This window comes from Streptomyces sp. TOM-9 (assembly GCF_056858595.1).
In genome coordinates this window covers 168,425-189,658 of the sequence record NZ_JBXEQB010000001.1, presented here as the reverse complement: position 1 = coordinate 189,658, position 21,234 = coordinate 168,425, and the positions used below count along the sequence as shown (strand labels likewise).

Annotated in this window: 17 protein-coding genes; 12 read left to right on the top strand and 5 right to left on the bottom strand. The window is 71.1% G+C overall.

What is annotated here, in order from left to right:
* Window positions 1-69 precede the first annotated feature (69 nt).
* Complete coding sequence (locus AC1VWI_RS00870) at window positions 70-387, top strand: putative quinol monooxygenase (RefSeq protein ID WP_499508918.1); 318 nt, start codon at window positions 70-72, stop codon at window positions 385-387.
* Between the two features lie 49 nt (window positions 388-436).
* Window positions 437-1,435, top strand: a complete 999-nt coding sequence (locus AC1VWI_RS00865) for an alpha/beta hydrolase (RefSeq protein ID WP_499508917.1) — start codon at window positions 437-439, stop codon at window positions 1,433-1,435.
* A gap of 52 nt (window positions 1,436-1,487) precedes the next feature.
* Here the strand turns inward: AC1VWI_RS00865 and rph are convergent, their stop codons facing one another.
* Both rph and AC1VWI_RS00855 read right to left on the bottom strand, forming a co-directional pair.
* Window positions 1,488-4,079 (bottom strand): rifamycin-inactivating phosphotransferase, encoded by a 2,592-nt coding sequence (gene rph / locus AC1VWI_RS00860; RefSeq protein ID WP_499508916.1) that lies wholly within the window; start codon window positions 4,077-4,079, stop codon window positions 1,488-1,490.
* A gap of 248 nt (window positions 4,080-4,327) precedes the next feature.
* Entirely contained in the window at window positions 4,328-6,691 is a 2,364-nt protein-coding gene (locus AC1VWI_RS00855) for a glycosyl hydrolase family 95 catalytic domain-containing protein (protein WP_499508915.1), read from the bottom strand.
* A gap of 349 nt (window positions 6,692-7,040) precedes the next feature.
* Here AC1VWI_RS00855 and AC1VWI_RS00850 point away from each other — a divergent pair, with 349 nt between their 5' ends.
* Complete coding sequence (locus AC1VWI_RS00850) at window positions 7,041-8,213, top strand: bifunctional class I SAM-dependent methyltransferase/NUDIX hydrolase (RefSeq protein WP_499508914.1); 1,173 nt, start codon at window positions 7,041-7,043, stop codon at window positions 8,211-8,213.
* A gap of 88 nt (window positions 8,214-8,301) precedes the next feature.
* Here the strand turns inward: AC1VWI_RS00850 and AC1VWI_RS00845 are convergent, their stop codons facing one another.
* Window positions 8,302-8,988, bottom strand: coding sequence for an alpha/beta fold hydrolase (locus AC1VWI_RS00845; RefSeq protein WP_499508913.1), 687 nt, complete (start codon window positions 8,986-8,988; stop codon window positions 8,302-8,304).
* A gap of 90 nt (window positions 8,989-9,078) precedes the next feature.
* Between AC1VWI_RS00845 and AC1VWI_RS00840 the strand changes: the two genes are divergently transcribed.
* Entirely contained in the window at window positions 9,079-10,041 is a 963-nt protein-coding gene (locus tag AC1VWI_RS00840; RefSeq protein ID WP_499508912.1) for a helix-turn-helix transcriptional regulator, read from the top strand.
* Between the two features lie 148 nt (window positions 10,042-10,189).
* Entirely contained in the window at window positions 10,190-11,623 is a 1,434-nt protein-coding gene (locus AC1VWI_RS00835; protein WP_499508911.1) for a glycoside hydrolase family 47 protein, read from the top strand.
* A 25-nt stretch (window positions 11,624-11,648) separates the two neighbouring features.
* Here the strand turns inward: AC1VWI_RS00835 and AC1VWI_RS00830 are convergent, their stop codons facing one another.
* Window positions 11,649-12,254 carry a PadR family transcriptional regulator gene (locus AC1VWI_RS00830; protein ID WP_499508910.1) on the bottom strand — a complete coding sequence of 202 codons (606 nt, stop codon included), beginning with the start codon at window positions 12,252-12,254 and terminating at the stop codon, window positions 11,649-11,651.
* Window positions 12,255-12,318: 64 nt separating this feature from the next.
* Between AC1VWI_RS00830 and AC1VWI_RS00825 the strand changes: the two genes are divergently transcribed.
* The 5 genes from AC1VWI_RS00825 (at window position 12,319) to AC1VWI_RS00805 (ending at window position 16,928) form a co-directional block, all read left to right on the top strand.
* Window positions 12,319-13,533 carry an FAD-dependent oxidoreductase gene (locus tag AC1VWI_RS00825; protein ID WP_499508909.1) on the top strand — a complete coding sequence of 405 codons (1,215 nt, stop codon included), beginning with the start codon at window positions 12,319-12,321 and terminating at the stop codon, window positions 13,531-13,533.
* Window positions 13,534-14,234: 701 nt separating this feature from the next.
* Complete coding sequence (locus AC1VWI_RS00820) at window positions 14,235-14,801, top strand: glycine-rich domain-containing protein (RefSeq protein ID WP_499508908.1); 567 nt, start codon at window positions 14,235-14,237, stop codon at window positions 14,799-14,801.
* Between the two features lie 142 nt (window positions 14,802-14,943).
* On the top strand, window positions 14,944-15,174 hold the full coding sequence (locus AC1VWI_RS00815) for a hypothetical protein (protein WP_499508907.1): 231 nt from the start codon (window positions 14,944-14,946) through the stop codon (window positions 15,172-15,174).
* A complete protein-coding gene (locus tag AC1VWI_RS00810) occupies window positions 15,174-15,539 on the top strand; it encodes a toxin Doc (protein ID WP_499508906.1) in 366 nt (121 codons plus the stop codon). The genes AC1VWI_RS00815 and AC1VWI_RS00810 overlap by 1 nt, the downstream gene beginning before the upstream one ends.
* 150 nt (window positions 15,540-15,689) lie before the next feature.
* Window positions 15,690-16,928 carry a PP2C family protein-serine/threonine phosphatase gene (locus AC1VWI_RS00805; protein WP_499508905.1) on the top strand — a complete coding sequence of 413 codons (1,239 nt, stop codon included), beginning with the start codon at window positions 15,690-15,692 and terminating at the stop codon, window positions 16,926-16,928.
* Window positions 16,929-17,306: 378 nt separating this feature from the next.
* On the opposite strand, the gene AC1VWI_RS00800 is transcribed toward AC1VWI_RS00805, so the two are convergent.
* Window positions 17,307-18,176, bottom strand: coding sequence for an LLM class F420-dependent oxidoreductase (locus AC1VWI_RS00800; protein ID WP_499508904.1), 870 nt, complete (start codon window positions 18,174-18,176; stop codon window positions 17,307-17,309).
* A 525-nt stretch (window positions 18,177-18,701) separates the two neighbouring features.
* Between AC1VWI_RS00800 and AC1VWI_RS00795 the strand changes: the two genes are divergently transcribed.
* Window positions 18,702-20,141: a family 2B encapsulin nanocompartment shell protein gene (locus tag AC1VWI_RS00795; RefSeq protein WP_499508903.1), complete on the top strand. Its 1,440-nt coding sequence runs from the start codon at window positions 18,702-18,704 to the stop codon at window positions 20,139-20,141.
* Between the two features lie 16 nt (window positions 20,142-20,157).
* The gene (locus AC1VWI_RS00790) at window positions 20,158-21,207 is read left to right on the top strand and encodes a family 2 encapsulin nanocompartment cargo protein terpene cyclase (RefSeq protein WP_499508902.1); all 1,050 of its coding nucleotides are present in this window, start codon (window positions 20,158-20,160) and stop codon (window positions 21,205-21,207) included.
* The last annotated feature ends 27 nt before the right edge of the window (window positions 21,208-21,234 follow it).

Genomic DNA, 21,234 nt, shown 5'->3' with positions numbered 1-21,234 from the left:
TCTAACGTTTACGCAGGTCAGCTCGGTTGAATGGAGTCACCCCACTCCATCACCGGGAAGAAGGAATCCATGATCGCGCAGTACGGCTTCAACGCCACCCTGACCGCCAGGCCCGGAACGGGCGACCAGTTGGTGGACCTGCTGCTGACCGGGCTGAACGAGGGCAGCCCCGGGGCGAGCGAACACTGCGTCGTCTACCTCGTCTCCCGTTCCGCGTCCGATCCCGACGTCGTCCACGTCACCGAGGGGTGGACGAGCGAGGAGGACCACCACCGGATCTTCGCCGGCGAGGCCGCGCAGGCCATCGTGGCGCGGATCGGCGGACTGCTGGCCGATGAGCCCGCGTACACCGACTACGTCCCGGTCCGCGGCAAGGCCGCCTTCTGAAGCCGGAACGCCGCCGCGTCCGTCACCACCCCACGAAAGGCCCACGACCATGACCACGAGCATGCCCGCGACCACCTCCACGACCACGCCGCGACCCGCCCTGGACCCCGAACTGCTGGACCTCCTGGCCGACATGCCGCTGATGTCCCGGCTCAGCCCGGAGGTGCTCGCGCAACTGCGCCGGATGCCGTCGCCGCCCGTCGACTCCCTCACCGCCCACCGTCGGGTCGACCGGCGTGAGTTCACCGTGCCGGCCGAGGACGGTACGCCCCTCCCCATGTCGGTGTTCAGCTCCGCGAGCCCCGATCGCAGCACGGCCGCACCCTGCATCTTCTGGCTGCACGGCGGTGGGATGGTCATGGGCGACCGGTTCTCACAGGTCGACATCCCGCTGGAGTGGCTCGACACCTTCGGCGCGGTCGTCGCCTCCGTGGACTACCGGCTCGCCCCCGAGGCCACCGGCACCACCCTCGTCGAGGACTGCTACCAGGGGCTGCTCTGGATTTCCGAACACGCGGAGGAACTGGGCATCGACCCCGCCCGGATCGTCGTCGCCGGCGCCAGCGCGGGCGGCGGGCTCGCGGCCGGAGTCACCCTGATGGCCCGCGACCTCGGCACCCCCGCCATCGCCGCCCAGATGCTGATCTGCCCCATGCTCGACCACCGCAACACCACCGTCTCCAGCCGCCAGTACTCCGGCGGCCCCGGCGTCTGGACCCGTGAGATGAACGCGTTCGCATGGCGCGCGGTCCTCGGCGACCGCACCGACGACGAGGTGTCCCCGTACGTCTCGCCCGCACTGGCCGACGACCTCTCCAGCCTGCCGGCCACCTACGTCGACACCGGCTCCGCCGAAGTCTTCCGCGACGAGGACACCGACTACGCCACCCGGATCTGGGCGGCCGGCGGACAGGCCGAACTCCACGTCTGGGCAGGCGGTTTCCACGGCTTCGACGCCCTGTACCCGCAGGCGCGCATCTCGGCCACGGCCCGCCGGACCCGCACCGATTGGCTCGCCCGGCTCCTGACCCAGCACGGCGCCGCGTGACGCCGAGATGTGTGAGGGGGGTGCGCCGGAATCCCGGCGCACCCCCGCTCCGTCAGGGCAGGATCTCGACGTACCCGTCGGTTCCGTGCACGCGGATCCGCTGCCCGTCCCGGATCCGCCGGGTGGCCTGGTCCACGCCCACGACGGCCGGCAGGCCGTACTCCCGGGCGATCACCGCGCCATGTGTCATCAGACCGCCCACCTCGGTCACCAGGCCCGCGATGGCGACGAACAGCGGCGACCAACTGGGGTCCGTGAAGGTCGTGACCAGGATGTCGCCCGCCTCGAGATCGGCCTCCGCGATGTCGAGGATGACGCGGGCCCGTCCCTCGACGGTCCCGGCGGAGACCGGGAGGCCGATCAGGGCGCCGGCCGGCACGTCGTCGCGCCGGTACGCCCCGGTGAGGGCCTCGCCGTCCGATGTGAGGACCCGGGGCGGTGTGAGCGCCTGGTACGACCGGAAGGCGTCCTTGCGCTGCTGGATGAGCCGGTCGTCCACCTGGTGCGACCGCACCACGTCGTGGAATTCCTGGAACGTGAGGTAGAAGACGTCCTCCTTCTCGGCGAGCACGCCGGCCCGCACGAGGCGCTCGGCCTCCTCCAGCAGGGCCTGCTTGTAGACGAAGTAGCGGCTGACGATGCCGTACTTCGGGTACTCCCGGTACCCGATGAAGGTCCTGACCCGGTCGATCATCCGCTTGGTCTCGTCGGCCTTGCGGTCCCCGTCCGGCAGGGCCCGCAGGCGTGACAGCACCTCCTGTTCCTTCTCCTGCGCCTTCTGCCGGCCTTCCTCGAAGCGCCGCTGGGCGGCGCCCGGCTCGAAGTTCCTGACGTTGTCGAGGATCACGGGCACGAGCGCGGTGGGGCGCTCGCGCCAACGCGGCCTCGTGATGTCGATCTCGGCGACGCAGCGCATCCCGTACCGGTCGAGGTAGCCCTCGATGGCGTCGCGCGTCTCGGTCCCGCCCGCGAGTTTCGGCAGCTCGTCCAGGAAGCCCTCCTCCTGGACGCCCTGGAGGAACGCCACCACCTCGGCATGCGGGCGGATCACGTCCGCGACGTCGAGCAGCGCCAGTCCCATCTCCGACGTGATGTTGTCGGGGGCGGACAGCGTGAGCGTGTCAGCCGCGTTCTTCTCGTCCAGCCACTCCTGCAGCTTGTCGTTGAGCCACCAGGTGGCCTCCATCCCCGCCATGATCGCCTGCATGTTCAGCGGATCACCGAGGGCCCGCTTGTGCTCCTCGAAGGCCTCCAGCAGGAAGGCGAACAACGCCGGGCCGGTCTTCGCCTGGATGTCGCGCTCCAGGGCCGCGATGGACGCCTCGCTGCGCTCGATCAGCTCGGTGACGACGGCCGGATCGGTCTCGATCGGAGCCGGCGCAGCGTCGAACGGGGGCCCGCCGGGACCCGCGTCCGGGAGCGACGGGACGAAGTCGCCGCGGTCGAGGACGGTCTCCAGGGCGTCCCTGACCAGCGGATCGCCCTTCCCCATGACGTCCAGCAGGGCGGCGCGACTCGCGGGCGAGGCCAGGCGCCGGGTGGCGTCGACGAACAGCCTCCCTCCGGCCGCGTGCATGGGCGCCATGGCCGTCAGCTGCCACATGGACAGCCCCAGGGGCTTCATGGGGTCGGTCATCATCTGCTGATGGCCGACGGAGACGTAGACGTGGTTCTCCTCGTCCCCGGCCTCGGGGATGGGGAACAACGTCGTGATCGGCCGGCTCTGGACGATCTGGAAGGCGTCGTCGACCAGGCACCATTCGATGTCCTGCGGGCGGCCGAAGTGCCCTTCGATCCGCCGCCCGAGCTGCACGAGCCGTACGACCTGCGCATCCGTCAACGCCGGCTGCTCCTGCCGCTGCGCGTCGATCGCCACCTCCTGCGTGCCGCCGGCCGGCAGGGCGCGAACCGCACGTTGCTTGGCGGCGATCGCCTTGGTGACGACTTCGCCGTCCCGCACCGTGTAGACGTCCGGGTTCACCAGGCCGGAGACCAGGGCCTCGCCGAGGCCGAAGCCGGCGTCCACGGTGGCGAGCTTCCGGTTGCCCGTGACGGGGTCGGCCGTGAACAGGATGCCGGACGCGTGCGGGAAGACCATCTGCTGCACGACCACGGCCATGTGGACCGTACGGTGGTCGATGCCGTTGCGCTGGCGGTAGGTCACGGCCCGCTCGGTGAACAGCGAGGCCCAGCACCGGCTGACGTGCCGGAGGATCGCCGCCGGCCCCACGACGTTCAGGTAGGTGTCCTGCTGGCCGGCGAAGGAGGCCGTCGGCAGGTCCTCCGCCGTCGCGCTGGACCGGACGGCGTAGGCGGCCTGCTCGCCGAGCCGGGCGAGCGGGTGGGTGATCGCCGCCGCGAGATCGCCAGGGATGACGATCCCTTCGATGGTCCGGCGGATCCGTGCGCTGAGCGTGCGGATCGCCTCGCGGTCGTCCGGGTCCAGGCGCGACAGCTCATCGAGCCGCTCGCCGATCGACGGCGCCTCCGCCATGATCCGCCGGAAGGCGTCCGTCGTCACGCAGAAGCCGGCCGGCACGCGGATGCCTTCGATCCGCGACAGCCCGCCCAGGTGCGCGCCCTTGCCGCCGACGACCGTGACCTGCGTTTCGTCGACCTCTGGCAGATCGATCACGTACTGCACGTCGTGCCCTCATTTCCGCAGGTTGTGGCCTCGGCCGACGATTGTGCGCCACCCCCGGGGCCTTGCCGCAAGCCCCCTGGTGCGCTATACCTTGAGAGTGGCAAGGAGAGACGTCTCCTTGCCTTTGCTTTTTCGCCGTCCGCCGGGACGGCCGAGCCGGACGTCCCGGCGGTCTGCGGATGCGGCCGCGGAACGGGAATGCGCAACGGCCCGCCGGAGGAACCGGCGGGCCGTCACGAAGACCGTGGCTAGGGGATGCGTACCGTCATGGACTTGCCGGGCTTGAGGGTGAGCTGCTTGCGGAAGTCGCCGGCGCGCAGCTCGGTGGCGGTCCCGCCGGTGCTGCGGATGGTGGCCTCGGTCACCTTGCCGTTGCGCCAGGACAGGTCCACCTCGAAGCCGCCGCGGGCGCCGACGCCGGTCACGGAACCCTTGGCCGCCCAGGCCTGGGGGAGTGCGGGCAGCAGCTCGATGACGCCGGGCCGTGAGTAGAGGATCATCTCCAGCGCGGCGGTGGCACCGCCCAGGTTCGCGTCGATCTGGAAGATCGTGTAGCTGCCCTGGCTGTACATGTCGAACCAGTTGGCCGAGGTGCCGTTGCCATTGGTGATGGACGGCCGCAGGACCGTCAGGTACAGCTGGTAGGCCTTCTCCGCGTCCTTCAGCCGGGACCAGCACAACGACCGCCACGCGCACGCCCAGCCGAAGCTGTCCATGCCGCGGGCGGTGAGCAGCGCACGGACCCCTTCGAGCAGCTCCGCCGGGCTGGTGTCGGCGGCTATCCGGTCGCCCGGGTAGAAGCCGATCAGCGGCGACAGGTGCCGGTGCGTGACCTCGCCGAGGTTGTCGGGGGTCATCCATTCCTCGAGCCAGCCGGTCTTCGGGCTGACCCGGGGCAGGTAGAGCTTGGCCTGCATCGCGCCGAGCTCGGCGGCCAGCTCGGTGTCCCGGTGGAGCACGCGGGAGGCGGTCTTGAACTCCTCGAAGAGCTCCCACGCCAGTTCCTGCCCGTAGGTGTTGCCCTTCCCGTCCGGACCGTGCTCCGGCGACCAGGAGGCGTCGTCGATCAGGACCTGCTGTGACGTGCCGTCCGTCCCGGTGACCGTGGTGCTGATCAGGCGCGCCTGCCAGAACTCCGCGGCCCCCTTCAGCACGGGGTAGATCAGCTCCAGGTAGGCGCGGTCCTGGCTGTACTCGTAGTGCCGCCACAGGGAGTTGCACAGCCAGGCGTTGCCGGAGGGGTGCCAGGCCCAGCCGCTGCCGCCGTGGATGTTGGTGGAGAACGCGACCGCCCAGCCGGCGATCTTGCCCGTGCTGTTGCGGAACCGGTTGCGTTCGTCGTTGAACAGCCGCTTGGTGACGTCGGTCCAGACCGGCAGCTGGGACACGCAGTACCGGGCGAGGGCGTACGCGTTCTCGCCCAGGCCGGCCGGGTCGGCCAGCCAGTAGTTCATCTGGACGTTGATGTCGGTGTGGTAATCGGCGTACCAGTCCGGGTTGTTGTTGTGCACCCAGATGCCCTGCAGGTTCATAGGCAGCCAGTCGCGGGAGCCGGTGATGGTCAGGTAGCGGCCGTACTGGACGTAGGCGGCTTCCAGTTCCGGGTCCGGCGTCGTCGCGTCGGTGTACCGCACGGCGATGCGCGACCAGGAGTCCAGGGACCGCTGCAGCGCCGACGACTCGCCCAGGTCGATGCTGAACCGGTTGTAGAGCCGGTGGTAGTCGGACACATGGGTCTTGAGCAGCTCGTTGCCGGACACCTTCGCCGCGGCGGCGATCTTGGCGCGGGCCACCGCGAGGGGATCGGTGCCGGGCTCGCGGAACTTCTTCGCGGCGTCGGGGGAGTAGTCGGTGCCGCCGCACACCACGATCAGCAGCTCCCGGCACCCGGCGAAGGACAGCTTGTCGCCCTCCACGCTGACCCGGCCCGACGCACTGACCGCGGTCACCGCCGCCGCGTAGCGCAGACCGTTCTTCAGCGTCCCGGTGAACGACACGTGCCCGCTGCCGCCCGCGGTGGTCTCGCCGTGCGTGCCGGCCAGCGAGACCGTACCGGTGTGCGGCCCGCCGCTGAGCCGGACGACGACCACGTCGTCCGGATGGCTGGCGTACACCTCGCGGCGGTGGAGGTTGCCCTCGTGCAGGTACTCCGCGGAGACCACGCCGTTGCTCAGGTCGAGCCGGCGACGGTACTTGCTCACCGCCTTGCCGGAGTGGCCGGGCAGTGCGATCCGGAGCTTGGCCAGGAGGCCGAAGCTGCCGAAGTCGTCCGGCCCGTACGGCAGTTGGCCGTCGTCGGTCAGGGTGTCGTTGGTGCCGCCGGTCCAGAACGCGCCGTCGGTCAGGTAGAGGAAGTCGTCCGCCGGATCACCACCGACCAGCGCGCCCAGCCGGCCGTTGCCGACGGGCAGTGCCTCCTGGATGATGCGCGCCTCGTTGGCGGGCGTGCGGTACCAGAGCGACGTGGCCTTGCCCTCCGGGACGATGTCCACGCTGGTCGGACGGGCGGGAGCGGCATGTGCGGCGAACGGGTAGAGGCCGCTCGACAGGGCGAGAGCACCACTGGTGGCGCCGGCCAGGCGGAGGAAGTCACGTCGGGAAGAAGCGGACACGGCAAGGGTTCCCTTCCAGGGTCGCAGCAGCCCACGAAAAGTATTCATAAATAATCAAGTTGTTTCGCCCATGTCAACGGCCGATGCCAAATTAACCCGACCTTTGCCCTCGTCGCTGTTGATCTTATGGAGTTTTAGTCCGCGATTTCCCCACCTTCGGCTCGAACTTCAAGGTCCATGATGCGATGAGGTCGGATGTCTGCGAAGCCACGGCGAAGGCGCTCTGACGGATCGTCGGGTGTCAGTGCACGCACGCTCATCGACGGCGGCGCATGGTGTGGTGTCGAATGGCCGTCATGGGCAGGCGCGGCCGCACCGTGGGGAGGGCAGCACTGTGGACCCTGCGGAAGTGACGAACGCCGACGCCTGGACCGCCTACGGAGCCCACCACGTGGCCAGGGGCACCGACGTCCCCGACGCGGACGACATCTCCTGGGGCTTCTGGCCGGACGAACACGGCGTGGAGGCCCTGGGCGACCTGTGTGGCCGGCGGGTCGCGGACCTCGGATCGGGCCTGGCCAGGCATGCCGCCCACCTGGTCCGTGCGCACGGTGCCGACGTCGACGCCGTCGAAGCCTCGCCCACCCAGTACGAGCGCGCCGCTGCGCGTTACTCGGCCGTGCCGGGATTGCGCCTGATCCTGGCCGACGCGGTCGAGCATCTGCGGCGGGCGGATCCGTACGAGGTGATCTACTCCGTCCACGGTTTCGCGTACGTCGACCCGCGCCGGCTGCTGCCCGCCGTCGCGGACGCGCTGGCACCGGGCGGCAGGCTGGTGTTCTCGGTCCTGCACACCGACTCCGACGGCCAAGGCCCCTCGGACACCGTCACGGCCCGCCCGCAGATCCTGCCCCTGGCGGGCGGCGGGCGGCTGACGGTGCAGATGTGGGTCCTGACGCCGGAGTTGTGGCGGGACCTGCTGGAGGAACACGGCTTCGCCGTCGAGCGGATCGAGGTCCTGGACGCGCCGGAAGCGGGCGTCCCGACGTCCTGCCGGCTGTACCGCGTACGTCGGCGCACCCGGGTCACCAGCCGCCCCCGCACCACCGGCCCGCCGCCGCCGAACACCGCCCTCGGCGTCGGGGCGATCCTCCACGGCCCCCGTGGTCTTCTGCTGGGCCGGCACCGTCGGGGTACGTGGGAGCTGCCCGGGGGTTCGGTGGAAAGGGGGGAGTCCCTGGCCGGTACGGCCGGCCGTGAGGTGAACGAGGAAACCGGCTGCACCGTACGCGAGGAGGACGTCGAACTGCTCGGCCTGCTCCTGGACGAGGCCCAGGGCACGCTGCGGGCGACCGTCGCCGCGGTGATCACCGCATGGGACGGCGAGCCGGCCGACCAACCCGGCGAGAGCGTGGGCGACTGGCGGTGGTGGCCGCTCGACCGGCTCCCGAACGGCCTGTTCGTCCCCAGTGCCCAGTGCCTGACCACCTGGCGCCCCGACCTGCCGATCGAGCACCCGCCCGCCCGGCTCCACCCCCTGCAGGGAGCCGGGGGCGTGCGCGCCCGCCGCGAAGGCGTATGAGTTCGGGCCGCAGGCAGGCGGGTTGCCCTTGGCCACCGCGCTCTGGATGATCTCTGCCGGTCTGGGTCCGGGCCCGGTGGACCCCTCGTCAGGCCGTGTCGGCTGCCTCGGCCAGGATCCGGGCCAATTCTGCGGGCTGGGTGATCATGGGCCAGTGGCCCGAGTCGATGTCGGCGAAGTCGACGTGCTTGGTCCGGGCGAGCTCCGGGATGTCACCGGCGTTGATCCACTCCTGCGCCTGCGCGGGCGTGAACTCCGGGCATACGAGCACGACCGGGACGTCGAACCTCCGTTCGTCCGTCAGTCGCACCAGTGCCTTGGACACACCTGCGGGCACCGGGATCGCGGCGGACGCCAGGTCTCGCCTGGCGCCGTCGTCGAGGTCGGCGGCGTCCGGCCCCTCGAAGGGGCCCCAGCCGGGGAAGGGCATGACGCCGTCCGTCACCTCGAAGAAGTCCGCGTACGGCTGACCGCCGGCGGTCGGGAAACCGCCGATGAGGGCGACCTTGGCGACCCGCCCCGGCCGCCGGTCGGCAGCCAGCCAGGCCAGCGTGGAGGCGGCGGAGTGCCCCACCACCAGGGGCTTGCCGGGTGCCGCGTCCACCGCGGCGAGCACCGTTGCCAACTGGTCGTCGAGCGTGGCGGACACGGAGCCGTCCCCCTGGCCCGGGAGGGTGAGCGGCACCGGGCGGTGGCCGAGCGATTCCAGCGCGGACGCGACGCGGCCCCACACGGATCCGTTCAGCCACAGGCCGCCGATGAGCAGGATGTCCATGGTCGGTTTCCCTTCTCCAACTTCGTGGACGCCACCGTAGGAGGAGATCCGGACGATCCACTGCCGGTTCATCCGGGCTAACCTGCTCCCGTGCCGAACGATCTCAGCCCCACCGCGCGGGCGCTGCGCGCCCTGGAGATCCTCCAGACCCGCCCCGGTACGACGGCCGGCGAACTCGCCGTGCGGCTGGGCGTCACCGAGCGCGCCGCGCGCCGGTACGTCGGGATCCTCCGGGAGGCAGGCATCACCGTGGAGTCGGCCCGCGGGCCGCATGGCGGGTACCGGCTGGGGCGCGGGACGAGGCTGCCCCCGGTGCACTTCACTCAGTCCGAGGCCCTCGGCCTGGTGATGGCGGTGCTCAGCGCCCAGCCGGCCGCAGCCGGCACCGACGACCTGGTCGGCGCCGCCCTGGGCAAGGTCGTCAAGGCGCTTCCGGAGAGCGTCGGCCAACAGGCTGCGCTGCTGCGGGAGTACGCGTCGGCCGCGGCGGACCCGTACGCGACGCGCCCCGATCCGGCCATCACCAGCGAACTCGTCGACGCCGTCGCGGCCCGGCGGCGCGTGTCGGTCACCTACCGCAGCGAGGCCGGCAACGAGTGGGAGGCGGAGGTGGATCCCTGGTCCATCGTCGTCCGCTACGGGCGCTGGTACGTGCTGTGCCACTCCCATCGTGCGGACGCGATCCGCACCTACCGGCTCGACCGGATCCGTGCGGTCCGGCCGACCGGGCACCGCTTCGAGCCGCCCGAGGGCCTCGACCCGGTGGCGGCGCTCGAGGAGAACCTGGGTATGGGGTGGGAGTTCTCGACCCGCGTGGTGTTCGACGCGCCCCTGGCCGAGGTGGCCCCGTGGATCCGGCCGCCCATGGGGCGGCTGGAGCCCTCGGGGGAGGGATGCGTGCTGGTCGGCAGCACCCGCAACCCGGACATGTACGCGCAGGAATGGCTGGCGAGGGTGCCGTTCGCCTTCCGCGTCGAGGGCGGGGAGGAGCTGCGTGCCGCGGTTGCGGCGCTCGTGGCGCGTTTCGCCGCCGCCGTGGCGGACCGGTCCTGACCACGGCCTCGACGCGGAAGGCATGCGGGGTCGGCGTCGCTGCTTGAGCCGGTCATCGGCAAGGATGTCCCGTCAATGCGGTGATCTCCCGTAGGGCCGGGAAAGGGGATGGCGCATTTGGGGCATCTGTGCGGTTATGGGAACTTTCATGGGTCCTGGCGGAGTGTCACGGCGCAGGCTGCTCGGTGCCGTGGCGGCCCTGACGCCCGTCGCTGCCGTTCCGGCTGTGCCCTTGGCCGGTGCGGCCGACGTGGCGCCCGAGCCGTATGCGGACCTGGGGGAGGAGGCCGTCGCCTCGTTCCGCAGGGCGTGGGACGCCTACCGACGGCTGGCCTGGGGCCGTGACGAGCTGCGGCCGCTGCGTGGCTGCGGTGCGGACTTCTTCGTCCGGGGTCACACGTTCGGCCTCACGATCGTCGAGGCGCTCGACACGCTGTACCTGATGGAACTGGACGAGGACCTGGCCGCGGCCGTCCATTGGGTGCGCAACGAACTCGTCCTCGACCAGGACGTGTCGGTCCAGGTCTTCGAGTCGATCATCCGACTGGTCGGCGGGCTGCTGTCGGGGTACCTGGCGACCAGGGAACCCGTGCTGCTGGAGCTGGCCCGCGACCTCGCGGACCGGCTGATGCCCGCCTTCGTCAAGTCGCCCACGGGCGCCCCCTACCGCTACGTCAACCTCTCCACCGGCGCGGTGGGCGGCCGGGTCAACTACCTCGCCGAGATCGGCACCTGCATCACCGAGTTCGGGGAGTTGTCCCGGCTCACCGGCGACCGCTCCTACTACGGTGCGGCCAAGCGGGCGCTGCGCGCGGTCTGCGAACGCCGCTCGCGGCTGGACCTGGTGGGCACCAGCATGAACGTCGAGACCGGGGCGTGGACCGGTACCACCGCCACCCTCGATCCGCCCGTCGACTCCTTCTACGAGAGTCTGTGGCACGGCTGGGCGCTGTACGGCGACGAGGAGCTGCACACCTGGTACACCACGCTGACCGCCGGGATCTTCCGGTATCTCGCCGACCGGGACACCGGGCGGCTGTGGTTCCGGCAGGCGCAGATGGCCACGGGCCGCGCGGCCGGCCACGTCGAGTCCGGGCTGACCGCCTTCTACGCCGGCCTGCTCGCCCAGAGCGGCCACCTCGCCGGCGGCGAGAGCTACCTCGACAGCTGGACGGCCGCGCTCGACACCTTCCGCCTGCCGCCGGACCTCTTCGACTACCGGACCCTGCGCGCGATCGACCCGTCCTACCCGCTGCGCCCGGAGTACGCCAACTCCTGCCTGCTCCTGTGGCTCACCACCGGGAAGGAGCTGTACCGCGCACGCGCCCGCGAGATGTTCGGCCGCCAGGAGCGCTACTGCAAGGTCCGCAACGGCTACACGGTCGTCCGGGACGTGACGGCGTCCCCGATGGAGCTCGGGGACCTGACCCCGGCGTACTGGTTCAGCGAGAACGCCAAGTACTACTTCCTGCTGTTCGCCGATGCACGCCGCTTCGACTACGGCTCCAGCTACCTGACGACGGAGGGCAACGTCCTGCGCGGGCTGCTGCACCCCGGCACCGCGGGCCCTGCCGGTAAGTGACGCGGCGAAGACGGCCGCCTGGTGATCACCCGTCATCGCCCGCGTGTGCGAGCAGTTCCTCGGGTGACCAGGCCAGGCGTCCGTCCGCGAAATCGGCCAGGACGCCCCGGACCCACGCCAGCTCCGCCGCCGCCATCGTGCGCACGTACCCCAGCTCCAGCGTCGCGATCCGCGGCAGCCCGCTGTCCGCTTCCCGGGCGAGGTCCGCGTCGTGCTGCGCGAGGGCCGTCTCCAGGGCCTCGGCGCGGCGGCCGAGCGCATCCCGCAGTGCCTCCGGCGTCAGCATCATGATCAGCGACAGCGCGGCGGGGAACTCGGGGAACTCCTGCTTCGGCGTGGAGAGCATCTCGTCGAGCCAGCGGTGCGCCGTCTCGCTGCCCGCCCCGGTGACCTCGTACACGGTGCGCTCCGGGTACTGCGCGTCCCGGCCCGTCTCGCGGACGGCGATCAGCCCGGCGGCGAGCAGGCGCTCCATGGTCCGGTACAGGCCGGCCCGCTGACCGACGTTGACGACCTGGTCCTTGCCCCATTCCTTGAGCAGCCGCTGGATGCCGTAGGGATGCAGCGGCTTGTAGTGCAGCAGGGCCAGGACGGTCAGGGCGAGGGGGGAACTCCGGGGCGCAGTGCTCATGGCCCGATGCTACCCACGGTCGAACTAGTTGACCAGAGACTAGTTGCAGTGCAACTATCACGTCATGACGAACTCGACTGGCACCACGAACGGCAAGGTCCGCTCCGCTCTGGTCATCGGCGGCGGCATCGCCGGTCCCGTCACCGCGATGGCGCTCCGGCAGGCAGGCATCGAGGCGACGGTCTTCGAGGCGTACGACGGCCCGGCGGACGGGGCCGGCGGCGGCATGGGACTGGCGCCGAACGGATTCCAGGCGTTCGACGCGATCGGCGTGGGCGACGCGATCCGCGCGGTCAGCACCGAGATGAACGGCATGGTGCTGCAGAGCTGGAACGGCAAGAAGCTGGCCGAGTTCGGCACGCTGCCCGGTATCGATCCGACGCGCTTCGTGTTCCGCGCGGAGCTGTTCCGGACCTTGCGTGAGGCCGCCGAGGAGCGGGGCGTGGCCACCGTCTACGGCAGACGCATCGTCGACGCGAGCGAGGACGCCGACGGTGTCACCGCGCGCTTCGAGAACGGCAGCACGGCGACCGCGGACGTGCTCATCGGCGCGGACGGACTGCGCTCCACGGTCCGCGGCCTGATCGACCCGACCGCCTCCGCACCGCAGTTCGCGGGCACGGCCGGGTTCGGCGCCATGGTCGCCGACGCCGGCGTCGCGCCCACCGACGGCATGATGCACATGACCTTCGGCAAGCGCTGCTTCTTCGCCTGGCAGGTCTTCGCCGACGGTACGGGCCTGTGGTTCATCAACCTGCCCGTGGCGCAGCCGCTCTCGGTCAGCGACCAGCGCGAGCGCGGCGGCGCCTACTGGCTGGAACACCTGGCGGAGGTCTGCGAAGGCGACGCCGCCCCGGCCGGAAGGATGCTGGCGGCCACCGACCCTAAGGCCGTGCTCTTCGCCGGCAGCACGGAGAACATGCCGCAGCCGGTGCGCTGGAGCCGCGGCCGGATGGTCCTCACCGGGGACGCCGCCCATGCGCCCTCCTCCAGCTCCGGCCAGGGCGCCTCGCTCGCCGCGGAGAGCTCCGTCGAACTCGCACGCTGCCTGCGCGACCTGCCCCTGCCTCAGGCGCTGGCCCGCTACGAGGAACTGCGCCGGCCCCGGGTGGAGCGGATCATCAAGGAGACCGCCCGCACCAACGCCCGCAAGGCCGCGGGCCCGGTCGCGCGGGTGATCCGCGACGCGCTACTGCCGACGATGTTCAAGCTGGTGAAGCCCGAGAAGAACGCCTGGCAGTTCCGGTACCCGATCGACTTCGACGCCCCCGTGGCGTGACGACCGGAACTCGCTGAGCTGCGAGGAGTCACCCGGTCGGCTACCGAATGTGCACGCCGGGAAACGCAGGGTGATCATTGCTGTGGGCTCGCTGCTGTCCATGCCAGCTTCCTCTCCGGGCGGCGTCTGCCGCGCGCTGTGAGCCCCTTCCTGGAGGTGACGTGTTGTCCCGAATAACCCTGCCTCAGGCGTCCGTAAGCCGACGCCGAGGTGGTCTGCGGATGTGGACGATGGCCGCGAGCGTGGCCCTGGCGTCCAGTGCTCTGACAGGTGCCGCGCACGCGGAAAGCGCCGACGGTGGACAGGCTGACGCCGTGAAACCCGGCGCCACGACCGCTCTCGCCGACCCGTGCTTCCTCTTCCCCTACTTCCCCGGGTACTGCCCGAGCCGCCCCGGCTACCACGGCTACCCCGGATACCCGGGCCGTCCGTGGCATCCCGGCCGACCGGGCATCCCCGGGCCTCCTGGCCCGCAGGGCCCGCCCGGACCGCCCGGACCGCCCGGAACTCCCGGAACTCCCGGAACTCCCGGAGCGCAGGGTCCGGCTGGTCCTGCCGGGCCAGCCGGCCCGCAGGGCGACCCCGGAGCGCAGGGTCCCGCCGGGCCTGCCGGCCCGCAGGGCGACCCCGGGGCGCAGGGTCCGCAGGGTCCGCAGGGCCCGGCTGGTCCGCCCGGGACCGCCGCCGCCCCCCACGACCTGGTGGACTTCAGGGTCGGCGACGGAACGTTCACCCCGCCCGCCGGGGTCACCAGGGTCTTCGTCCAGGTATGGGGTGCGGGCGGGGGCGGCGGTGGAATCGGACTCATCCCCGTCCCCCTCGGTGGAGGCGGCGGTGCCGGCGGCTTCGCCTGGTGCCCGGTGGACGTGACACCCGGGACGGTCTACAACGTGACCGTCGGTCAAGGAGGGATCGGTGCCAACGCCATCGGCGTGAACGGTACCAACGGGGCGAACACCGTCCTGTCCGGCCCGAGCGGCATTCTCGCGAGGGGTGACGGCGGCACCGGAGGACGCGCCGGCCTCCTCCCCTTGACTCCCAGTCCCGGCGGAAACGGCTTCTGCTCGGTCGGCGGTACGACCCGTCAGGGCGCCGCGGGCCAGCCTCCCGTCGTGGCCCAAGGGCTGGCAGGCCCCGGCGGCCAGCCTGCGGTGAGCGGCATCGTCGAGCCCGCCCCACAGGGTGCGGGCACGGGAGGCGACGGTACGGTGGCCGCGCTGATTCCCGCCGACAACGGGGGCGACGGATACGCCGTCATCTGGTGGTAGCCGAGGACACGCATCAGGCCCGGCGCACCCTTCGGTGCGCCGGGACCTCGGGTTTTCGTGCCATGACCGGCTCGGTTCCGTTTGACGCAGCAGATGGCAGGCTCAGGTGCAGCGGCCGCAGCCGATCCGGTACCTTCGGTGCATGCCGGATGTGAGCGTGGACTACACCGAAGCCGAGCTGCGGCAGTTGCAAGTCGCCGCCGCAGCCGCCGGGATGTCCGTCGAGGACTACATCCACGCCACGACCGTCCTCGAAGGGCGCCGCCGCGTCTTCGTCTCCACGGCGCTCGACTTCCACGACGCCCACGCGGCCGCCTTCGACGAGGCCTTCCCCGACGACGCACCCCGCAGTGGAGCGGGTGCCGCCGCCTGATGGAGCTCTTCGTCGACGTCCGCTGGCTCCTGGAGATCCAAGAGGCCCGCATGACGGACCTGGCGGTACGCGACTACTCCGCACTGGTCGCAGCCGTCGCCCGGCACCGCGTGAACACCCCCGCCTTCGGTGCCGACTACGACGAGGCCTGGCGCGCGGCCGCCCTGATGCACACCATCATCCAGCTCCGCCCCCTCCCCGCCCGCAACGCCTTGTTCGGCGCGATGGCCGCGGTGGCCTACATGACGGCCAGCGGCCACACCCTCACCGCGCCCTACGCCCCGGTGGAGCTCGCCCGCGACATCGTCAGCGGCAAGGCCGACGTGTTCACCGCCGCCGAACGCATCCGCTCCTGGCGAGCGTGAAACGCAGGGCTGGCCGGGAATTCTGTTGCCGTTGATGTCTGAGGGCCCGCGGAGCACACTGCGCCGGTTGCAGCCGCGAGTGGGCACAGATTGACGCTCACCGCTGCGGTAGCCAAGCTGGTGAGGGGGCTGGTGGAAGGGACCGCGGCCGTGAGTGCTGGAACGAGTGGACTTCCCCGGCTGCTGACGGCGGCCGAGACAGCGGCGCCGGCGGATGCCGTCGACGTGGTTGCGGAGGACCTGCGGCTGCGTTTTCAGGCTACGAAGGTCTCTTTCCTCATTGTGGACCTGACGGGGAAGGCGGTAGCGCGGCTGTCCACCGCCGGGGCAGTGGGGGGTGACAGGGAAGCGGAACGGATCCCCCTGTTCGGCAGCGTCTACGAGCAGGTGATCCGTACCCAGCGGCTGTATCAAGAGACGACGAGCCGCGGACAGCGAATGATCGTACCGGTCACCAACCGGGGGGACGCCATTGGACTGCTGGAGCTGCTCCTGCCGACTGACTGCGGCGAAGACGTCCTTGATGCCGTCGGGGAAGCCGCCCATGCCCTGGCCTATGTCGTGATCGCCGACGGGCGTTTCACCGACTTCTACACCTGGGGCAAACGCTCCAGGCCCCCGACCCTGGCAGCGGAGATCCAGTACCAGCTGCTGCCCGCGTCATTGTCCTGCGAGGCCGCGCAGTTCACCCTGTGCGGGAGCCTGGAGCCCTCCGAAGACCTCAGTGGCGACACCTTCGACTACTCCGTGGACCGGGACACCCTGCACTTGTCGGTGACCGACCCCATGGGGCACGACATCGACGCCGCCCTGGCCGCCACGGTCCTGGTGGGCGCTCTGCGCGGCGCGCGCCGTGTGGGAGCCGGCCTGGCCGAGCAGGCTCGTCGGGCCGACCAGGCCCTGGCTGATCACGGCCACGGTCACGCCACCGGGCAGCTCCTGCGTATCAACCTCCACACCGGGCAGGCCCAGCTCGTCAACGCGGGTCACCCCTGGCCACTGCGCGTACGCAAGGGGGTCGCGGAGGTGATCACCTGCGAGGTGGACCATCCCTTCGGGCTCTCCGCGTATGCGCCGCACCCTTACCGGGTCCAAGACATCGATCTGCGCCCCGGTGACCGTCTGCTCATGCTGACCGACGGCATGCTCGAGCGCCATGGGCAGAAGGTCGACCTGCTCGACATGCTGGAGCGCACCCGGGACCTGCATCCGCGCGAGACCGCGCTGACGCTGACGTCCGCAGTCCGGGACGCCGCCGGCGGCCGGCTCGAAGACGATGCCACCGCGATGTGCCTGGACTGGCACGGCCCCCAGGAGACCCAGCGGCACGTCAGCTCCGGCGCAGACATCCAGCAAGCCTCAGCCGGCCGCAGGAAGCCGCAGCCGTGATCTGTGAGCCCTCCTGGACGGTGCCGGTGCCGGGGCTCTGACGACGGGGACTGGTCGGTCACCACGGTCCACCGGCAGGGACGGCGTGACGCGGTCACCCCGCGCAAGGGTCCCTGCATCTACGTGCCCGGCGACGGCCTTGGGCATCGGCTTGCTGGATGTGCGGGGCGCGGTCCTCGTGTGAGTGGTGCAGGCGCATGAGCCAACCGGCATGTTCGAAGGCGATCTCGGCGCGCGCCTGCGCATGGAATTCCGCGACAGGAACGCGGGCCGGTACGGATTCCCGTTCCAGTGGCTCGCCTCAGAAGGACGCATCTGACCCACCGTCCATGGGATGCAGCGCCGGGGTCAGCGGGTCAGTGCGCTGACGGGCCACGGTCACTCATTCCGGATGATCCACTCCCGGGCGAGTTCTGCGACCCAGGTGGCCGCCGCGTCGGGAGCGGGCGGGGGTGCGCCGACGACGACGAGTTCCGAGACGCCCGCCGCGGCGAGGGCCGGCAGGTACTCGGGCGTGCCGTCGCTCAACGCGACGGCGACCGTGAGCTCGTCGAAGGCGCGACCTTGGCGGGCGCACTCGTCGGCGAGGACGGCCACGTGCGAGCCGACGTCGGCCACCGGGACGTTGAAGCCGTACCACCCGTCGGCGTGCCTGACCGCGCGGCGCAGGGCGGCGTCGCTGTGGCCGCCGACCACGACCGGGAGCCGGCCACCGCGCAGGGGCTTGGGGTTGACCCGGATCGCGTCGAAGCGGGTGAACTCGCCCGCGAAGGAGGCCGGATCCTCGGCCCAGAGGACGCGCATCGCGGCGAGGTACTCTTCGGCGCGCCGACCGCGCCCGGCGAAGGGGACCCCGAGTGCGGCGAACTCCTCGGCCGACCAGCCGACCCCGACCCCGAGGCAGAAGCGCCCGGCTGAGAGCACGTCGAGTGTGGCGGCCTGTTTGGCGACCAGGACCGGGTTGTGCTCGGGCAGCAGGAGCACACCGGTGGCGAGTTCGATCCGGCTGGTGACGGCTGCCGCGTAGCTGAGCGCGAGCAGCGGGTCCAGCCAGTCCGCGTCCGCGGGTACGGCGATCCGGCCGTCCGCGGAGTAGGGGTAACGGGAGGCGGGCGCGTCCACGAGGACCACGTGCTCGCCGCACCAGAGCCGGGCGAAGCCGTGCGTCTCCGCGGCTGTGGCCACCGCGCCGATGACCTCCGGACGGGCACTGTCTCCGATGCCGAGTGCGTGCAACCCCACGCGCATCCGCCACCTCCTGGCGTCACCCTAAGCGCGAAGTGCGGACGCCTTCGGCGTGACGTGGCACGCCGCGCGTGGAGGCGGCGCAGCGCGTCACCCGGACGGACGAGGCCACCGCCGGTGTCCGCCGGTGTCCGCCGGCGCGCCCGGCGGGTCGTGGACCGACCTCACGCCCGGCCAGGCCCGACGTGCGCCTGGACGCCGTCGAACCTCGGCGGCGCGGCCCGGGTCGTCGGGGGCCAGGTGTCCCGGTGCCCCGGGTGTTTGGACGGTGGTTTCGCGGTGGTCAATCTTATCCGGAGGGTGACGTCACACGGCTCACGGAAGCGCTCCGGTGGCCCAGGAGCACACTGTCGGCCACCCCCGCCCCCGACAGCAGGTTTACCACCCCCGGCGCGCTGATCCGCCCCGTTCACGCCGTACCCCGCGCCCGGTCTGTCCTGATTGAGTGGATCACAGGGTCGCCGCCGTCACGTCGTCACCGACCGCTGCGGTCACCTCTGTTCGTTCACCAGCCCTGCTGGAGGGAATGTGTCCACACTGGACAGCGCCACCGGTCCCGCCGTCGAAGAACCCCCCGCTGATCCCGCGGCCGAGCAGCTCACCAGTCTGAGCACCCGCGCGGCACGCCAGCTCGCCACGACCACCAAGTCCGAACCGCAGATGCAGGCCATCACCTCGCGATGGCTGCTGAAGGCCCTGCCGTGGGTGGACGTCAAGGGCGGCACGTACCGGGTCAACCGGCGCCTCCAACTGCGCACGAACCGTGGCCGTGTGCACTTCGAGCACAACGGGAGCGACGACATCCGCGTCATCCCGCAGTCGCTCACGGAGCTGCCGATCCTGCGCGGCTACGCCGACACGGACGTCCTGCGGGAGATCGCCGGCCACTTCCGGCCCCAGGAGGTACGCGCCGGACAGGTGCTCTTCGAGGCGGGCCAGCCCGTGACGGAGGTGTACCTGGTCGTCCGCGGCCGGTTCACCCGCTACACCTGCGGCAAGTACGGCGACGAGGGGATCATCGGGGTCGTCACGGACGGCGACCAGCTGGGCGACGAGGCCGTGGGACAACCCGACCCGCTGTGGTCGGCCTCGGTGCGGGCCGAGACGGCCGGGGTGGTCCTCGCGATGCCCTGGGCCGCCGTCGAGGACCTCACGCAGCGGGCGCCGTCCCTCGGCGCGCATCTGCGGTCCTACGTCGACCGGCAGCACCGGCCGATGAACCGCAAGGGCGAGGCCGACGTTCCGGTGCAGGCCGGCCACGTGGGCGAGCCGACGCTGACGGGCGGCTTCGTGGACTACGACCTCGCCCCGCGCGAGTACCAGTTGTCCCTCACCCAGACCGTCCTGCGGCTCCACAGCCGCGTCGCCGACCTCTACAACGACCCGATGGACCAGACCGAGCAGCAACTGCGCCTGACCGTCGAGGAGATCCGCGAACGCCAGGAGTGGGAGCTGGTCAACAACCGGGAGTTCGGCCTCCTGCACAACGTCGACTACGGCCAGCGGGTCAGCACCTTCGCCGGCCCGCCGGTCCCGGACGACATGGACGAGCTGCTGTCGATGCGCCGCAAGACGAAGGTGTTCCTCGCCCACCCCAAGGCGATCGCCGCCTTCTTCCGGCAGTGCAACCGGCGCGGCCTGATGCCCGGCACCGCGAGCCTCGACGGCCACGATGTGCCGGCGTGGCGCGGGGTCCCGATCCTGCCCTGCGGCAAGATCCCGATCAGTGACGACCAGACCACCAGCATCATCGCGTTGCGCACCGGCGAGGCCGACCAGGGCGTCGTCGGCCTCCACCAGACCGGCATCCCGGAGGAGTACCAGCCGGGCCTGAACGTCCGGTTCATGGGCATCGACTCCGCCGCGATCATCAGCTACCTCGTCACCGCCTACTACTCGCTGGCCATCCTCGTGCCCGACGCGGCAGGGATCCTGGAGAACGTCCAGGTCGGCCGGCTCCCCGAATGACGGCCTGGAGCACCCCGTGACCACACACCCCACCGCCTTCACCCTGCCCGGCCCCCCCAGCCCCGCCCGGAGCGCGAGAGCCCGGCGCCACGGCGCGATCCCCGGGCTGCTGTACCGGCCCGCGGTGCCCGCCGACCCGGAGAAGGTGCAGGAGGTCGACCTGCGCGTGGAGGCCTGGGCCCGCGCCAACGAACTGTTCCCGGCGGCCTGGCAGGGCGACTTCGCCGGCTTCCAGTTCGGCCGTGCCGTCGTGCTCCAGCACCCCGGGGCCGCCGACCTGGAGCGCCTCACTGCCGCAGGGAAGCTGCTGCTCGCCGAGAACATCGTCGACTCCTGCTACTGCGAGGAGGACGAGGGCCGCGGGGGAGCGCGCAAGGGCCTCGGCGGACGACTGGTCATCGCCCAGTCGGCACTCGACCCGTACCACGGCACCCCCGCTCTGGAGGAGGAGTGGCGACGCGGTGTCCGGGCGGACGGCCCGCTGCGCTCCTACCACCTTGCGCTGCGGGACTTCGCCGTCCTGGCCACACCCAGCCAGACCGACCGGTTCGTGCACGACGTCGCCCGGCTGCACCTGGGCTACCTGGCCGAGGCCGCCTGGGCGGAGACCCGGTACGTGCCGCAGGTCTGGGAGTACCTCGTGATGCGGCAGTTCAACAACTTCCGCCCCTGCCTGTCCATCGTGGACGCCGTGGACGGCTACGAACTGCCCGAGCAGGCCTACGCTCGCCCCGAGATCCAGCGGATCACGGCGCTGGCCTGCAACGCCACGACGATCGTCAACGACCTGTACTCCTTCACCAAGGAACTGGCGAGCGACCCGTCACACCTCAACCTGCCCCAGGTCGTCGCCGCCAACGAGCGGCGCGGGCTGAAGGCCGCCTACCTCCGGTCGGTCGAGATCCACAACACGATCATGGCGGCCTTCGAAGAGGAATCGGCCCTGCTTTCCGCCACCTCGCCCCTCGTGGAGCGCTACGCCCGGGGGCTCGCCGCCTGGGTGTCCGGCAACCACGAGTGGCACGCCACCAACAGCCACCGCTACCACCTGCCCGACTACTGGTAACCGCCGCCTGTGACCCACCGGCACATG

Excerpts from the sequence above, each read along its gene's own strand:
- AC1VWI_RS00810 (WP_499508906.1), top strand. The coding sequence starts at position 15,174 with ATGGAGCTCTTCGTCGACGTCCGCTGGCTCCTGGAGATCCAAGAGGCC.
- AC1VWI_RS00865 (WP_499508917.1), top strand. The coding sequence starts at position 437 with ATGACCACGAGCATGCCCGCGACCACCTCCACGACCACGCCGCGACCC.
- AC1VWI_RS00835 (WP_499508911.1), top strand. The coding sequence starts at position 10,190 with ATGGGTCCTGGCGGAGTGTCACGGCGCAGGCTGCTCGGTGCCGTGGCG.
- AC1VWI_RS00800 (WP_499508904.1), bottom strand. The coding sequence starts at position 18,176 with ATGCGCGTGGGGTTGCACGCACTCGGCATCGGAGACAGTGCCCGTCCG.
- AC1VWI_RS00830 (WP_499508910.1), bottom strand. The coding sequence starts at position 12,254 with ATGAGCACTGCGCCCCGGAGTTCCCCCCTCGCCCTGACCGTCCTGGCC.
- AC1VWI_RS00870 (WP_499508918.1), top strand. The coding sequence starts at position 70 with ATGATCGCGCAGTACGGCTTCAACGCCACCCTGACCGCCAGGCCCGGA.
- AC1VWI_RS00845 (WP_499508913.1), bottom strand. The coding sequence starts at position 8,988 with ATGGACATCCTGCTCATCGGCGGCCTGTGGCTGAACGGATCCGTGTGG.
- AC1VWI_RS00825 (WP_499508909.1), top strand. The coding sequence starts at position 12,319 with ATGACGAACTCGACTGGCACCACGAACGGCAAGGTCCGCTCCGCTCTG.
- AC1VWI_RS00815 (WP_499508907.1), top strand. The coding sequence starts at position 14,944 with ATGCCGGATGTGAGCGTGGACTACACCGAAGCCGAGCTGCGGCAGTTG.